Source organism: Pseudoalteromonas sp. Z9A5 (assembly GCF_011378875.1).
In the GTDB taxonomy this organism is placed as follows: Bacteria; Pseudomonadota; Gammaproteobacteria; order Enterobacterales; family Alteromonadaceae; genus Pseudoalteromonas.
The window spans coordinates 37986-53288 of sequence record NZ_WTLC01000004.1; the positions used below are offsets into that span (position 1 = coordinate 37986).

Below are 15303 nucleotides of genomic sequence, written 5' to 3' on the forward strand. Positions count from 1 at the left end.
TTGGTACTTTCTACCTAATTAATTTGCTCTTTGTTGTCTGCACGGGTGTAGGTAAGAGACGTGAGTAGGGGGCCGTTATAGAGTTCACTAAGCTACAAACTACGCATCGCGTTTAAGCCTCTTCGAAAAAGAACAAATTTTAATCCTCAAAAGTTAATAGAGCCTAATATATCTCTTAATTAGGGTTCAGATTAAATCGTAATTTAACTGCAGTTGACGATCTATAACTTTTTTTGAAATATTTAATTAACACTTTATTCACTTTGCTGTTATTTTTTAGTGCAAGTAGTGTTTAAATATCAATGCGTTACTCTGGACTTGTTACAAGTTGAGATCTTTTTTATTTTATTGTTATCAATATTTTTGAAATTTAATTTGAAATTTAATTTGAAATTTATTTTTATGCAAATAGGTCTATTAAATTGATAAAACGGCGATACCGCTTATCCTTATTGTACTTGTTTATGAGAATGTGGATGTTTATTCGCATCCATTGATAAAACAAGAAAAAATATTTTAATCAGGAGCATACAAATGAAAAAAGTAAATTTAACTACGGCTTTATTAATTGGCGCATCAGCAGCAGTATTAAGTGCAGGCGCAGTAGCTGGTCCTAACAGCCAGTTAACAGTTGCAGAAGGTGCTTCAGCAAAAGTACAAGAGCAATTTAAAGGCTGGGTAGCTGGTGATAAAGTTCGCGGTCGTAAAGATAAATGTTTTGGTATTGCTTTAGCTGGTGAAAATGATTGTAAAGCAGGTGCAGGAACGAGTTGTGAAGGCACTTCAACTACAGACTTCCAAGCTAACGCATGGACATATGCACCTAAAGGCGTATGTGAATCAGTTGTAACTCCTAATGGTAAAGGCTCGCTTGAAGGTTAATAAAGCAGGTTTTCCCCAGTACATTGTTGCTGGGGAGCAATTAGGTGCCGGCCTAAGTTTAAAGCCAGAACATCTTGACGACATTTTAGCTTTACCAGTAGAACAGCCAGTTACAAATAATAATCTTTGGTTTGAAGTGCATACAGAAAATTATTTTGTAGCAGGTGGACCTCGGTTAAATTATTTGAGAGCGGTACGTGAAAATTTTGATATTAGTTTTCATGGTGTTGGTGGTTCGTTAGGCTCTGATCATAAAGCCATGCTTGCTCATACTAAACGAGTTAAAGCGTTGATTGATGAGTTTCAACCAGCACTGGTATCTGAGCATGCAGTTTGGTCTAAGTCTGAGGGTAAATATTTTGCAGACTTAATGCCTTTACCTCGCACACAAGACGCTCTTGCATCTTTAATTAATGGGATTGATTGTTACCAGACGGGCATAGGTCGGTCAATCTTAGTAGAAAACCCAAGTAACTATTTAGATTTTATAAGTGATATGGATGAACCTCAGTTTTTAGTTGAGGCGGCTAAGCGCTCTGGTTGTGGCTTACTGATCGATATTAATAACTTATATATCAGTAGTAAAAACACGGGTATTGATGCGCTTGATTATTTAAAGCAGATCCCCGCTGAGCTTGTTGGAGAAATTCATATTGCAGGGCACGATCCGGATCCAGCTCTTGGTCAGTCACTATTGATAGACAGCCATGCAGCACCGGTGGCAACTCCTGTATGGGATTTGCTAGAACAAGCAATTGAGATATTTGGTCAGCGACCAGTGCTTGTTGAGCGAGATGCTAATATTCCATCGTTTGAAGAGCTTATGAGCGAGCGAGAAACTGCGCAAAACTATTTGAATCAAAGCGAGTCACAAAGTCGCTTAAATATATCTCATAAAGAAGTGGTTCGCCAATGAGTACCAATCAATATATTGATGCTTTTACTCGCTATTTGCGAACGGGCGATCCAAGTGCAATGGAGCATTTTTGCGAAAATCCTTCGCACATTAAAAGATTAGCTGTGTATAGAAACGGGTTTTATAAAGGCTGCGTTGATGCATTAATAGCTAACTTTCCTATGTGTGAAAAAAAAGTAGGTAGTGAGAACTTTCGTAAAATGGCACGACTTTATGTTGACCGTTTTCCACCAGAGCAGGGCACTTTGGTGGGATACGGATTAAGCTTTCCAGACTTTGTTGCAGATTTGATTAAAGATGGTGAAATTGAAAATAAACATATTTTTGAAGTCACTGTAAATCAGCAAAGTGCATCAGATTTATATATGAACTTAGTTGATATTGCGCATTTAGACTACGCGTGGCTAATGAGTTTGATGAGCGCTGATTCAACTGAAACTTTAACTATAGAATATGTTACTCAACTAATGGAACAAGGTACTGAGCTTACTGAGCTTAATGTAAAGCTTAACCCCAGCGTACTGCTACTTAGTGTGAGTGAAGGCGCATTTTTTGAATGGATTTCGCTAAAAACAAATAATAATGATGTCGTTGTAACTAAATCCTCTACTGAGGATTTTATAATGTTATGGCGTTTGCAAGGTGCGGTGCAAGCCCGCTCTCTTTCTATCGCAGAAGTTGCACTTATGCAGGCTCTACAGGGTACAAGTAGGTCTTTAGGTGAAGCTTTTGATGCAGCAATAACGGTAGATGAAAACTTTGAAGTGAGCGATGCTTTTACAGCATGCTTGCAAAATGAGTTATTAGAAATCCAAATCAATTAGTACACATTACAAGAGTAGGAATAAATATGGGCATGATAAAAAAAATACAACAACTGTACGTACAGATGGGAGAGCAGTTATCGCGGTTCTTAGAACCTATAGCACTGTTTTTTCTTCGCTTTATGGTCGCTAAAGTATTCCTAGACTCTGGGTTGAGTAAATGGGATGGCTTTTTACAATTTAATGTTGATAAATACGACTTATTTAAATACGAATTTTTCTGTCCTGATCCAGTTAGAGAAGGTGCTTTGCAGCTTTGTGATCCAAAAACATTAGATTATGTTGATGGCTCATTCCTTGTAAAAGCAATTGAAACGCTTGCTGTGGTTGCTGGTGTTGTTGAAGTGTTACTCCCAATATTACTGATTATCGGTTTGTTTTCTCGCTTTGCAGCGTTAGGTCTTATTGGTATGACAATGTTTATTCAGCTTGCAGTTTTTCCTACACTCGATCATTGGATTAATCCGGCATCGTGGTGGGCTGTTTCATTATTAGTGATTTTTGCTCGTGGACCTGGCTTTTTATCTATTGATAAGTTACTTGGTTTAGACGCAAAACGTGCAGCAGCTAAATAAGCTTTTGCATATTAAAGTTAAACGTAACCGGCAGGCTAATGTTATTTAGGTGCCGGTTATTATTTTAGATTAAAGTTAAAAATAAACTTATAAAAATTAACTCAACAAATTGTGCTGATTTAATATAGCTAACCCCAACCCTGATATTTTCTAATAAAAATACCAAGCCATGCCTAATAGGAACTCCCAATGGAAATAGGATTACTCATTCTTCTTTTCTCAGTTAGTGCTTACTCTATGCTAGCAAAAAAACTCTCTACCACTATTATCACGGCGCCAATGGTATTTTTAGGTATAGGTTTTGCTGTATCTCAGGTTGGGCTGATCAATATAGGCGATGCACACGAGACCGTGTATTTAATAGCAGAAATATCGCTAGTTGTATTATTATTTTTAGATGCTTCACAAATAAATTTACGCAGATTAAAAAGGCAAAATACGTGGCCTTTAAGAATGCTATTGATAGGTTTGCCGTTGAGTATTTTGATTGGTACAGGCTTTGCTTATTTGTTTTTTCCACAGTGGCCTTGGGCAATGCTAGCCTTAGTTGCGGCAATTTTAGCACCGACTGATGCAGCTTTAGGGCAAGCTGTTGTTAGCAATGAGAGCGTACCTTTAAACGAGCGACAAAGTTTATCAGTTGAGAGCGGTTTAAATGACGGACTAGCATTACCTGTTATTTTATTTTTTGCCAGTTTAGTTGCTATGGAAACCGGCTCTCAAGAAAATGAAATGTCATGGTTAGTGTTTGGATTTAGCCAAATATTTATAGGTATTTTGGTTGGCGCATTTATGGGGTTTTCGAGCGGACGTTTATTTTTATACTCTGAGTCAAAAAAAATATCATCGACTATATATGAAGGAATTGGCGTTTTAGCACTTACCGGCACATCATATTTAATGGCTACTTTAATGGGTGGAAATGGATTTATATCAGCGTTTGTTGCAGGTTTAGCCTTTGGTAATATTGTAAAAGGTCATTGCCGATTTATATACCAATTTACTGAAAGTGAAGGTCAAATATTAATATGGACTTCGTTTGTTATTATTGGGCTTGGCTTACTTCCTTCAGCTGTTGAGCATTTAACCCTCCCTGTTGTTGGTTATATTTTAGTAAGTATATTTATTGTACGACCTCTTGCTATTTATCTTTCATTGATTGGCACTAAAGCTAAGGTATTAACAAAAGTGTTTATGGGGTTCTTTGGACCTCGAGGTCTTGCAACAGCGCTGTTTGCACTTATTATCTCTAAGGATATTTTAGGTGAATACGGTCACTCAGTTTTAATTGTTGCGATTAACGCTGTATGGATGAGCACTTTAATACACGGTATTGCAGCAGCACCTATGGCTAATTGGTACGGCGCTAAAATTAAAGTGCTAAAAATTAAATCAAGAGAGCTCGCAAAACTAAAAAAACAAAAGTAGCAATTGAACCAAAATAGCAACTCGGTTATTGTTTGACCATTAATAAACATAGGTTATAAACGAGTTGCTTTAAATACTCGTTATACGCTTACAAGGATAGAAGTATGTTTAGTCAATTCACTAAAAATATAAAACCATATGTAAATGCCGAATTAGACTTAGCTCATTTAGCTAATAAAAATGGCAAGTTTATGGAGGCATTTGAGCATTTAGAAAATGCTCATGTACTCGGTCAAGAATCCACTTATTTTCATGTTAAAGTGCATGTATTGATGTTTTGCTGGGCGTTTAAGCAAAACGATTTACGTGAGCTTTTTGGACAAATATTTCGTATAGCTGGAGCAGCTACCAAAACTGCGTTTGGATTAATTCCCAGCGGTAACACTGGCGGGGCAAACGTCAGCCCCTTCAAAGTCATGCCTATTTCTGCTGAGTATTCTGGTTATATTGCACGCGCTAAATCAGAGATATAATAAAAATTCATTTTATTGTTGGTGCGTGTAGTACTTCATTTTTAGCGAAAACACCTTACCCGACTAATTTTTAAAAATGCTTCAGTTAGCTAACTAGCTCTTAATTATAAATAAAAGTAAACTTTGCATTATTGTCAGCTTATATTTAGCTTAGCATGTTTAAAAAGCTAATAATTAAATGGATTTTTATGACTATAAAAACAAAAATAATCAACTATGTATTACTCCCAACTTTACTACTATCACCACTTGTAAATGCTGGACATGAGCAAGCTGTACCCACAACGCCAGAGCAGTGGCGCAGTGTTACAAATAGCGATATAGAAGCTGCTTATAGTATATCTGCACAAAATCACCCTGGTATGTTTGATGTTAATAACCCAACTTTCCCTGATTTATTAAAACAAGCAAAAGCAGAAGCACTTACATTGTCGGCTCAAGCGAGCGGACCGCAAGTTCATGTTGCGGCAATTGCACGTTTTAGTACTGTTTTACAAGATGGTCATGCTGGTGCGTTTTCAAGCGTAGAGAGGCCCGCGCGCCGCTGGCCAGGCTTCAGTGCTGTTTGGCGAGGTGATGCGCTAAAAGTGTATTACAGCGAAGCCAAAAATATTAGCAAAGGTGATGTTGTAAGCCAATGCGATGGGCAAAGCATTGATACCTTAATGCGGGAGAGAATATTTAAGTTTCATGGTGAAGTGGCACAACCTGGGCATTGGTGGCAGCAAGGTTGGCGGTTACTAATTGACGAGGGCAATCCATTTTTAACTCCTTTAAAAGCATGTGAATTTGTTAAAGCCAATGGTGATACCTATACACAAGTACTAAATTGGTCAGTAAGGCCTAAGTCAGTAAGTAAGCATTTAGAAAATGCTTATAACGGTGATGAACTCCCCATTGATTTAACGTGGCCTGAAAAAAACATTGCTTGGATTGCTATGCCTAGCTTTTCAGTAAACGATAAACAAACAGCTGCATACAATAAAGTGTTTGAAAAAATACAACAGCAGCGTAGTAAGTTACTTAATGCAAAAACCGTGGTATTAGATTTGCGCCATAACCAAGGTGGTTCATCTTACTGGAGCTTACAAATTGCAAAAGGGCTGTGGGGCGAAAAAGTTGTAGAGCACAATGCGGTTGGCTTGTCTCAAAACACGCAAGTGTGGTGGAGAGCATCAAAAGATAATACTGACTATGTAGAGTCTTTATTTAGCGTTGTAAAAGATCAACCCGAAGTACTGAAAACTCTTAAAACCGTCGCTGCTGGCATGGCTCTATCACTTGAAAGTGATGCCCCGTTTTATGTAGAAGAAAAGACTAATACGCTAAATAACATACCACATACGCCTTTAGTGAGTGACTTTAAAACCAAGGTGTTTGTTATTGTTCCGCCGCAATGTGCGAGTGCCTGCTTAGATGCGATTGATGTGTTTAAGTTACTTTCAAATACGCGGTTGTTTGGTGCTCCAAGCAGCGCTGATTCTATGTATATGGAGGTACGTTTAGCTGATTTACCTTCAGGCTTAGGCAAAGTGATTGTACCTAACAAAGTATACGTAAACAGAGCGCGAGGGGCTGGGGCTTACTACAAGCCAGATATTGCGTATAACGGCATTGATTGGACAACCAATCGGCTGCTTGAGCAGATTAAAAAATACTAGGGTTTGTTAATAATTACCTACTTTAAAATTAAGTAGCTTAGAAGTTGGAATAACATGAAATCAGATAAATTTTTTAAATGGGTATGGAATCTTAATGGGCTGGTTTTATTTAGTGGACTTATAATTGCTATATTGTTTGTTTTTTATCAACTTGCTTCTGTCATTTTTAAAGATCAGGATCTCACAAAACAGACAACATTAAATTTAGCTCAAGACGATAACAAAGAAGAAAACTGGCGCCTAGGTTATCCACATAAAATAAGTGGCACCGATTTTTATTTTATTGCACTTGAGTCCGAAAAACTGTTTGTAGAAAAAAGTACAGTACTGGGGATGTATAGTGAGTTTGGCGGGAGTAGCTATACACCAACCAGATCAAAAAACGTTCTCTTAATTAATAGCAGTACGAATAACTCTGTTTGGTTATTTAAATCTATAGATCAGTTGATTATAGATATAATCCCACTTGTAGATGATGAGTTTAATAAAAGCTCAGCCACCCGCGCTATCTCTTATGAGGTAATAAATAGTGATACAAATTTAGATAATAAATTAGATAATACCGACAATCGGACTTTTGCTTTAAGTAAAGTTGATGGCTCTAATTACACTGAAATTATTACAGATTATAGTCGTATAGTTGAATCAGGTTTAAATTCTGACGGCGAGCTTTTTGTTGTTTTTATTAATAATGATGTGGTTTATTCGATGCTTGTGGATTTAATTACATTTGAAATATTAAGTAAGAAACCTTTACCAAAGGTCGCAGAGCTTTAGCTTATTAGCTCGTGGCATTAAATACCGAGATATCTATTAAGTAAAAAGCCGCTCAAAAGAGCGGCTTCGTTTTACTGGTAAATACTTTAGAAGCTGTAACGTGCGCCAATGGCGTAACGAGGACCGTATTGATTAGCAAATAAGAATTGCTCTTCGTAACGTCCGTAACCTTGTTCGGTTTCGTTGTTTAGATTTACACCTTCAAAGAATACCGTTACGTTTTCGTTTACGTCGTAATTTACGCTCATATCCCACTGACCATATGTTTTAGCATACTGCGGTGGTGCGTCTGCAGAGCCTTGCGCTTGACCAACACCAATTAAGTACGAGTCGCGCCATGCGTAAGTAATTTTAACTGATAAGCCATCTTTTTCGTAAAATGCTTGAAAGTTTGCCGAGTCACTTAAACCCGATAATGGTGATTGTTGGCTTAAACTTTCAGTGTCAAATTCTACATCGCCGTCTACAAATGTGGCATTTACACCAACACCAAATCCGGTTTCGCCAATTAAGTGCTGCACAGCAACTTCAAAACCATCTACTGATTTACTGTCGCTGTTTTGTGGTTGACTAATATTCCATGTTATTAGCGGATCATCACTATTTGGCTCGATAATACCACTTGAATTAGCATCACCATTTGCGATCATTTGTGCAAAAATAGCATCGGTTGTTGCTTGCTCACCACGTGATTCTAAATCACTCACGGCTTGCAAGTAACGAGGACCGTTTAAAATATCGTGTAAACCGTCAATTGTTGTTTGCGTAATGTTTGTTTGAATAAAGTTATCTACGTCTTTTTTAAAGTAGCCAATTGATGCATAACTACCTTCTGCATAATAATACTCTAACGATAAATCAAGGTTTGTTGATTTAAATGGCAGTAAGTTTGTATTACCTTGGCTACCTGTACGCGAACCAGGTTTAGGGCTGCCTGTTAGGCTTCGACCACCCGCGAGGTTACCTAATGGCGCTCGTGACATTGTTTTACCCCAAGAAACACGGGCAACTATGTCATCGGTTAAATCGAGACTTAAGTCAATTGAAGGCAGTAAAACGTCGTAATCACCTTCTTGTTCTAAGAAATTATCGTCGCCGCCGTCTGCGTATTGCATAATCCATTCTGAGGCGCTGATCCAATTAACTTGTTGTTCTACTCGTTGGCGTACTGTACTGGTTACATCTGTTTGTTCGTAACGCAGGCCTGTATTTACTTTTAAAAAGTAATCACCAAGCTCAAACTCCCAACGTGATTGAACATAAAAGCTGTTGGTAATTTCTTCAACATAGCTTTCGCTGTCAATACCATCTAGATAAGCGTTTGCTGCGTATGCATCGCCGCCGGTAACATCTGAGGTTAAGTAAGCTATTTGTCTTGCTACCGCTTCGTCAAAGTCAAATGTGTAGTAGTAATTAGGCTGTAAGTCGCTGCCACCGCCTGAAAACTGATCAAGCAAACCAGATGTATCATTACGAGTAAACATCGCATCTGGGAATACTTCAGTGTACGACGGGTTAAAACCAGGACCGCCCACTAATCCGCTCCATGCAGTGTAACCGCCAGTGTCTTGCTCTGTACGAGAGGCACCAAATTTAACTTCAACTAAGCCAATATCAAAGCTTTCGTTATACCAAGTTGTGTGTAATTGCAGTTGTTCAATATTTGACTCGCCTGGTGAATGAATAAATTGACTAAAGTTAGAATCTATTTCGCCTTTAGTTAATTCATTTGTCCCATTTTGCCAAAATACTTCAGCGCTTGGTATTTCACCTGTACGGAAATCGTATACTTTATTTACAAGCTGGTCTGAACCTAAAATAACTTGTCCTGCACTACCTAACCCGCTATCTGCGCCGTTATCAGTTTCGTTTTTAGAGTCGTGATAATCAAGTTCAACTTGCCATGTATCATTAATTTGCCATTCTAGGTTCACACCTAAAGAGCGTGCTTTAACTTCGGTGGTACTTTTGCTTGAAGTAAATGAAGCATCATTACCGCTTAAATCCATGTATACGGCAGTGCCGTTTTCGTCTAACTCGTAACCATTAATATTGCTGCCAAAGTCGTTCCAAATACCCCAGCCAATAGTTTGTGAGCCAGTGGTTGCTTCGCTTGCGGTGTAATCTACAGTTGCTACAAAGTTATCAGTTGGCGCATATTGAAGTGTTACTTGACCGTTAGTGCGTTCGCGTTGTAAGTCTTCAATTGAGTAGTTCATATCTTTTGGAAGATAGTAATTACCGGTAGGGTTTCCATCAGCATCAACACTGCGGTTGTCAATAAAATCACTTTGGTCAAGGGTAGGTAAATCTACGTTTGCTTGCCAACCTTGAATATTTGCGCTTTGTTTTTGAAAGTCACGGCGTTGGTGAGAAAACGAAAAGCCAATACCAAAGGTTTCATCTTTAAAGGTATTGCTGTACATCGCCGATACTTCTGGTGTTACATCATCGCCAGCTTCATTTGAGGTATCGTAAAGCGCTTTTGCTGATGCTGTAAAATGCTCGCCAGGTTTTTGTAGTGGACGGGCTGTTGATATATTTACCGTTGCGCCTAAGCCTCCACTAGGTATATCGGCGCGTGCAGTTTTAAATACTTCAAGTGCGCTTACGCCATCTGAGGCAATATTTTCTAAATTATAAGAACGAGAGTAACCCGTGCCTGGCATTTGGCGACCATTTAACGTTATTAAGTTAAACTCAGGGCCAAAACCACGCACTGTAATTTGGCTACCTTCGCCATTTGCACGACTTACCGATACACCGGTTATACGTTGCAGTGATTCTGCTAAGTTAGTATCAGGGAATTTACCCATTTCTTCAGCTGAAATAGCATCTACTACACCTGCCGAATCGCGTTTCATATCCATTGAGCGGATAAGTGAACCACGAATACCTTTTACTTCAATAACTTCTACATCAGATGAAACGCTTGTTTCAGCTTCTGCCGCAATAGCTGTGTTTAATGTGCTCGCAGCAATGATGAGAGACACAGAAGCCGCAAGTTGGCTCTTTTTAAAATTGAATGTGTTCATAATAGCTCTGCTTTATAAAATGTTGTTCAAGAGAGTAGGTGCTGTGTAAGCACCTAGAATTTGTCAGTGAAATCTTAATTACGGGTTTGAAATTTTTACATTATCAACACGATATACTGCGCCAGCACCTTGACCCCAATTAGGAAAAATCATTAATACATCTATTGCACTTACATCTAAACCGGCAGCCGATAAATCAGAAAGCGTATAAGTATATGTTTGCCATTCGTTTAAAGTAGGGGCAATACCTTCAACACTTGCAGTAAGTGCAAGCTCTACGGCAGAGTCACCTTCGTTTGACTCAACTTTGAAAAACCATGGCGCATCGGGTGTGCTTGGCATACTCGTAACTTTCATATCAAACGTAATTTGACCGAGTGTTATGATAGCGCTTGCATCAAATGCCTCGCCACTTCCACCAACAGATGTACGGCTATTAAAGCCGATTACAGTAGGCGTATCATTTATTGTAAACTCTGCTGTTATACCATGTTGTTCATCATCCATTACTTCCACTGGCGTAGAGCCGCTACAGCAGTCCCACATTGGCCAATCAAGATTTTGAGTATCTGAAAACACATCAAGCTCAGGGAAATCTTGCGTAACTTTTACATCATCTACTCTATAAACAGCGCCATTACCAGTGCCCCAAGTAGGAAAGATCATAACCGCATCAATAGCGCTAATATCTAAGTTTGCAGCAACAAGATCGGTTAATTTAAATGTGTATGTTTGCCATTGACCTACAACAGGAGCAATACCTTCAACGCTTTGAGTAATGGGTAGTTCGGCCGCAGTTGTTGTGTCTCCTGCGCTTTCAAGCTTAATAACCCATGTAGAGTTTGCATCAGCAGGTGCGCTAGTTACTTTCATTTTAAATTGAAAATACCCTTGTGCTAACAGGGGCGTTGCATCAAAAGGAGAGGCTACACCTGCCTCATTGGTAATGTTTGCCGCTCTTGAAATAAAACCGTTTACAGTTGGGTTTTCACCAACATTAAATTCAACAGTATTACCTTGCTGTTCATCAACAACTATTGCAGGAGTTGAACCTCCGCAACAATCCCACGCAGGCCAATTAATATTAAAAGAATCACCAAATATGGTTAATGGAGTAACTCCATCAGCTATAGGAACTGGTGCATCACCTTCAAGTAGGGCATCGTCTAAGCTATCGTAACCTGGGCGAATAGTTTCGCACCCTTTACCTGTATCAGGGCTTGATGCACATTGATAAACACGTACGTAATCAATAGCAAAGGTTTGGCCGTTTTCAAATGCGCTAGCATCTATACCTAAATCATTAACGTTTTCAGGCCAGTCGCCGCCTACTGCTAGGTTTAGCAATAAGTGAAAATCTTTATCAAATGGTGCGCTATCCCAATGCGTTGTAAGTTCGCCAGAACCTTGTTCAAAGTATTCTGCAAACCAACCTCGATGCTTTAAGCCCGCAGGCTCACTTTTGGAATTGTATAAAACCTCAGATTGACGCTGGGTTGCATAAAGGTAACCATCTACGTACCAGCGAATTTCACCTTCTTGCCATTCAACAGCATAAGTGTGGAAATCATCTGCTGGATTAGTATTCTCAGGGAATTTATATTCTTGTCCTGTGTAGCTATTATCTGGCCATGCACGTCCGTAATGAAGGGTGCCGTGGATGCTTGACTCTATTCCGCCGTCTTCATCTGGTGTTTTAAGGTTTACTGATTCTAAAACATCTATTTCGCCAGAACGAGGCCAAGTGCCGTAAACTTCATCTGTTGGCAGCATCCAAAATGCGGGCCAACTACCTTGTCCTGCTGGTAATTTTGCACGCACTTCAAAGCGGCCATAAGTAAAATCAGCGTTATAACGTGTATTTAAACGCGCTGATGTATATGGCTGTTCTGCACCTTCTCCAGCGGGGAGGGCAACAATGTTAAGTATGCCGTCTTTTACAAAGGCATTTTCTTCGTTGTCGGTGTAACATTGTTTTTCGTTATTACCACCGCCATCGCAATTTAATTCAAAATTCCATTTATTTGCATCAATGCTAGATGTATCGAATTCGTCATTCCAAACCATTTGCCAATCAGAGACTGGTGCGGTTACGTCTACTTTATCAAAATTTGATGTAGTGGCAGCATCGCCACCACAACCAGCTAAAGATGCTAATGAAATAGCAGCCAATAAGCGAGTAATGTGCGTTGTTTCAATGTTCATAACTGAACCCCGGTTTCAACAGATTATTGTCAGAATTTGTGTTTTAACTTATTAAAAGTTATATCGTTTTTATTTACTGTAAGCGCTTACATTTTTATGTGTGAATTGTAAGCGCTTACAAATGATATTGCGGGGAAGGTAATTGGTCAACATATTTGTCTATGTTATTTACATTTAGTTTACGGTTCGACCAGTTAACAAGGAGTTATAAAAATATAGCATTTATTAGTTGGTTAAAATGTTTAGTAAAAAAGGAGGGGTTACTTTAGTTTGCAGTGGTCTAATGTATGAATGTAAGTAAAGCACAGCTATGTGCTTTACTTACATATTAAATAACAATCTATAACCTAAATATCTTCGTTATTTATTTTTAAAAGGAATTATAAGCAAGTTCCAAAGAGATGCATTTTGCTTAGCACTTGGGTATTCAATTAAGCCTATATTTATATCACCATCAGGCTTTTTAGCTTCGCTTTTATAACTGCCAAACAGTTTATCCCACCAAATAACGCTAAACCCATAATTTGAGTTTGTTTCACTTACCACGTTGCTGTGGTGTATTCGGTGAAGTATTTGGGTCATCAAAACGAGGCGTAATGGTTTTTCAATTTTATTTGGTAAACGTATATTTGCATGATTAAACAATGCTAAACCGTTGAGTGCTATTTCAAATATAAGCACTGCTATTGCGGGTACGCCAAGAGCGCTTACGGCTACAAATTTTACTAGTATGCTAAGCACAATCTCAATAGGGTGAAATCGCAAGCCCGTACTTGTATCAACGTGGGCATCGGCATGATGTACGCGATGTAAGCGCCATAAAATAGGCACCTGATGAAATAACCTATGTTGCCAGTAAATTAATATATCGAGTAATAACATGCTCAATATAATAGTAATCATACTTGGCATGGCTATTTGATTGAATAAACCAATGCCATGCTCTTGATTGTAAAGTGCAACAGCGGTTAAGCCAATGGGTACAACTAAGCGTGCAATAACCGACGAGGCAAACACTAAACCAAAGTTAGCAAACCAGCGTGTGCTGCTTTTAATGGGTGATTGGCGTGCTGGTTTTTGCCATTCAAGTAACATCATAATAATTAAAATGCTAAAAAAACAGCCTAGACGCCACCATACTTCGTTAGTCATTATTTACCTCTGTATCGAAGTGTTGTGCTTTTGGCTCTGCGTTATTAACGTCAGCTTCTTGCTGCTTTAAAGTGTGGTAACCACCATGTATACGGGTAAAAATAGTAACGCCGCAAGCAACAGCAAATATACTTGCCATAATGGCAAAGTGTTGTGGCCAAATACAAAATGCAATAAACAGTGCAATTGTTTCTGTGCCTTCGGTTAAACCGTTTAAGTAGTAAAAGCTTTTATATTTAAACTGAGGTTTTTCAAGCTTAAATTTTTCGGCGGCAATCGCAAACGCTAAAAAGCTTGAGCCAGTGCCAATAAAGGCTGCAAGTAGTAACGAGCCGGCAATTGCATTTTGCTCAGGGTTCGCCAAAATAAAACCAAGCGGAATAGCCGCATAAAATAAAAAATCGAGCGTTATATCTAAAAATCCACCAGCACTAGAGCTTTGATTTGAATAACGCGCCAGTGCGCCATCAAGCCCATCTAAAATACGATTTAAAACAATGGCAGTTAATGCCCCATACCAAAGTCCAAAAGCAAGTAATGGCACTGCTAATAAACCCACTAAAAAACCAACAACAGTGAGTTGATCGGGGGTTATACCGCGTTTGTGCATCAGCATTACAACAGGAGTTAAAAGTGGCTTTATTACAGGGGTGATAAATTTGTCTAGCATGTTTGTTGCCTTATGCGTTTAAGCTATGTATTAAAGCCATATTAAAGAGCTGCGCTTAACGTAATGAGCTTGCCATTGGCAGCCTCTGCGTCGCTGTGGTCGTGGGTTACCATTATTGCGGGTAGTTTGTGATCCCGTATTTGGCTAAACACGAGTTCGCGAGTATCAACCCGCAGTTGCGTGTCGAGCTTGCTAAATGGTTCATCGAGCAAAATAGCTTTAGGCTCGCTCAGTAGCATGCGTAATAATGCTACACGTGCTTGCTGGCCGCCCGAGAGGTTGTCGGGGTGGCGATTGCCCATGTCTTTCAAACCAACTTGTTCAAGCGCGTGTTCTATTTTTTCAAGTCGCTGCTTTTTATTGCCTTTAGGCATAGCAAAGGCAATATTGCCAGCAACCGATAAGTGCGAAAACAATAAAGCATCTTGGTACAGCACACCAATGTGGCGCAAATGCGCAGGCAAGTTATCAATGTTTTCGCCGTTAAGCCATACTTCGCCATTAGCTTTAAAGCCACTTGGTAATGTGCCCGTAAGCCAATTTAATAAGCTTGATTTACCGCTGCCCGAAGGCCCCATAATTGTGAGTATTTCGCCGCCATTCACTTGTTCGTTCAAGCTAAGTAAAAGCTCGTTTTGACGACAAAGCTTTAAATTTTTAATCTGTAAAGATGACTGCATTAAAAAAACCTTAACGATATATGCA

At 39.0% G+C, this 15303-nt stretch carries 13 protein-coding genes; 8 read left to right on the top strand and 5 right to left on the bottom strand.

Going from position 1 to position 15303, the window contains the following annotated elements:
- Positions 1-534: 534 nt before the first annotated feature.
- The 8 genes from GQR56_RS03675 (at position 535) to GQR56_RS03710 (ending at position 7536) form a co-directional block, all read left to right on the top strand.
- Entirely contained in the window at positions 535-882 is a 348-nt protein-coding gene (locus tag GQR56_RS03675; RefSeq protein ID WP_008165743.1) for a DUF2282 domain-containing protein, read from the top strand.
- Positions 872-1798, top strand: coding sequence for a DUF692 domain-containing protein (locus tag GQR56_RS03680; protein ID WP_024610874.1), 927 nt, complete (start codon positions 872-874; stop codon positions 1796-1798). The genes GQR56_RS03675 and GQR56_RS03680 overlap by 11 nt, the downstream gene beginning before the upstream one ends.
- The gene (locus tag GQR56_RS03685) at positions 1795-2622 is read left to right on the top strand and encodes a DNA-binding domain-containing protein (RefSeq protein ID WP_024610875.1); all 828 of its coding nucleotides are present in this window, start codon (positions 1795-1797) and stop codon (positions 2620-2622) included. The genes GQR56_RS03680 and GQR56_RS03685 overlap by 4 nt, the downstream gene beginning before the upstream one ends.
- A gap of 32 nt (positions 2623-2654) precedes the next feature.
- On the top strand, positions 2655-3197 hold the full coding sequence (locus GQR56_RS03690; RefSeq protein WP_231613060.1) for a DoxX family protein: 543 nt from the start codon (positions 2655-2657) through the stop codon (positions 3195-3197).
- Positions 3198-3386: 189 nt separating this feature from the next.
- Positions 3387-4625, top strand: a complete 1239-nt coding sequence (locus tag GQR56_RS03695; protein WP_166109191.1) for a cation:proton antiporter — start codon at positions 3387-3389, stop codon at positions 4623-4625.
- Positions 4626-4729: 104 nt separating this feature from the next.
- Positions 4730-5098: a DUF3703 domain-containing protein gene (locus GQR56_RS03700; RefSeq protein ID WP_166109192.1), complete on the top strand. Its 369-nt coding sequence runs from the start codon at positions 4730-4732 to the stop codon at positions 5096-5098.
- A gap of 188 nt (positions 5099-5286) precedes the next feature.
- A complete protein-coding gene (locus GQR56_RS03705; RefSeq protein WP_166109193.1) occupies positions 5287-6759 on the top strand; it encodes a S41 family peptidase in 1473 nt (490 codons plus the stop codon).
- A 54-nt stretch (positions 6760-6813) separates the two neighbouring features.
- Positions 6814-7536, top strand: coding sequence for a hypothetical protein (locus GQR56_RS03710; RefSeq protein WP_166109194.1), 723 nt, complete (start codon positions 6814-6816; stop codon positions 7534-7536).
- A gap of 86 nt (positions 7537-7622) precedes the next feature.
- Here GQR56_RS03710 and GQR56_RS03715 read toward each other — a convergent pair whose 3' ends face one another.
- The 5 genes from GQR56_RS03715 to GQR56_RS03735 all read right to left on the bottom strand — a co-directional run bounded on the left by GQR56_RS03715 (position 7623) and on the right by GQR56_RS03735 (position 15278).
- Entirely contained in the window at positions 7623-10571 is a 2949-nt protein-coding gene (locus tag GQR56_RS03715; RefSeq protein WP_166109195.1) for a TonB-dependent receptor, read from the bottom strand.
- A gap of 78 nt (positions 10572-10649) precedes the next feature.
- Positions 10650-12776 (bottom strand): glycoside hydrolase family 16 protein, encoded by a 2127-nt coding sequence (locus GQR56_RS03720; RefSeq protein ID WP_166109196.1) that lies wholly within the window; start codon positions 12774-12776, stop codon positions 10650-10652.
- Between the two features lie 360 nt (positions 12777-13136).
- Positions 13137-13928 (bottom strand): sterol desaturase family protein, encoded by a 792-nt coding sequence (locus GQR56_RS03725; protein WP_024610882.1) that lies wholly within the window; start codon positions 13926-13928, stop codon positions 13137-13139.
- Positions 13921-14598 carry a CDP-alcohol phosphatidyltransferase family protein gene (locus tag GQR56_RS03730; RefSeq protein WP_024610883.1) on the bottom strand — a complete coding sequence of 226 codons (678 nt, stop codon included), beginning with the start codon at positions 14596-14598 and terminating at the stop codon, positions 13921-13923. The genes GQR56_RS03725 and GQR56_RS03730 overlap by 8 nt, the downstream gene beginning before the upstream one ends.
- Before the next feature lie 41 nt (positions 14599-14639).
- Positions 14640-15278 carry an ATP-binding cassette domain-containing protein gene (locus GQR56_RS03735; protein ID WP_166109197.1) on the bottom strand — a complete coding sequence of 213 codons (639 nt, stop codon included), beginning with the start codon at positions 15276-15278 and terminating at the stop codon, positions 14640-14642.
- Positions 15279-15303 lie beyond the last annotated feature (25 nt).

Bases quoted from the DNA above. Each gene is read 5' to 3' on its own strand.
- GQR56_RS03675 (WP_008165743.1), top strand. From the start codon at position 535: ATGAAAAAAGTAAATTTAACTACGGCTTTATTAATTGGCGCATCAGCA.
- GQR56_RS03685 (WP_024610875.1), top strand. From the start codon at position 1,795: ATGAGTACCAATCAATATATTGATGCTTTTACTCGCTATTTGCGAACG.
- GQR56_RS03690 (WP_231613060.1), top strand. From the start codon at position 2,655: ATGATAAAAAAAATACAACAACTGTACGTACAGATGGGAGAGCAGTTA.
- GQR56_RS03695 (WP_166109191.1), top strand. From the start codon at position 3,387: ATGGAAATAGGATTACTCATTCTTCTTTTCTCAGTTAGTGCTTACTCT.
- GQR56_RS03700 (WP_166109192.1), top strand. From the start codon at position 4,730: ATGTTTAGTCAATTCACTAAAAATATAAAACCATATGTAAATGCCGAA.
- GQR56_RS03705 (WP_166109193.1), top strand. From the start codon at position 5,287: ATGACTATAAAAACAAAAATAATCAACTATGTATTACTCCCAACTTTA.
- GQR56_RS03710 (WP_166109194.1), top strand. From the start codon at position 6,814: ATGAAATCAGATAAATTTTTTAAATGGGTATGGAATCTTAATGGGCTG.
- GQR56_RS03715 (WP_166109195.1), bottom strand. From the start codon at position 10,571: ATGAACACATTCAATTTTAAAAAGAGCCAACTTGCGGCTTCTGTGTCT.
- GQR56_RS03720 (WP_166109196.1), bottom strand. From the start codon at position 12,776: ATGAACATTGAAACAACGCACATTACTCGCTTATTGGCTGCTATTTCA.
- GQR56_RS03725 (WP_024610882.1), bottom strand. From the start codon at position 13,928: ATGACTAACGAAGTATGGTGGCGTCTAGGCTGTTTTTTTAGCATTTTA.
- GQR56_RS03730 (WP_024610883.1), bottom strand. From the start codon at position 14,598: ATGCTAGACAAATTTATCACCCCTGTAATAAAGCCACTTTTAACTCCT.
- GQR56_RS03735 (WP_166109197.1), bottom strand. From the start codon at position 15,278: ATGCAGTCATCTTTACAGATTAAAAATTTAAAGCTTTGTCGTCAAAAC.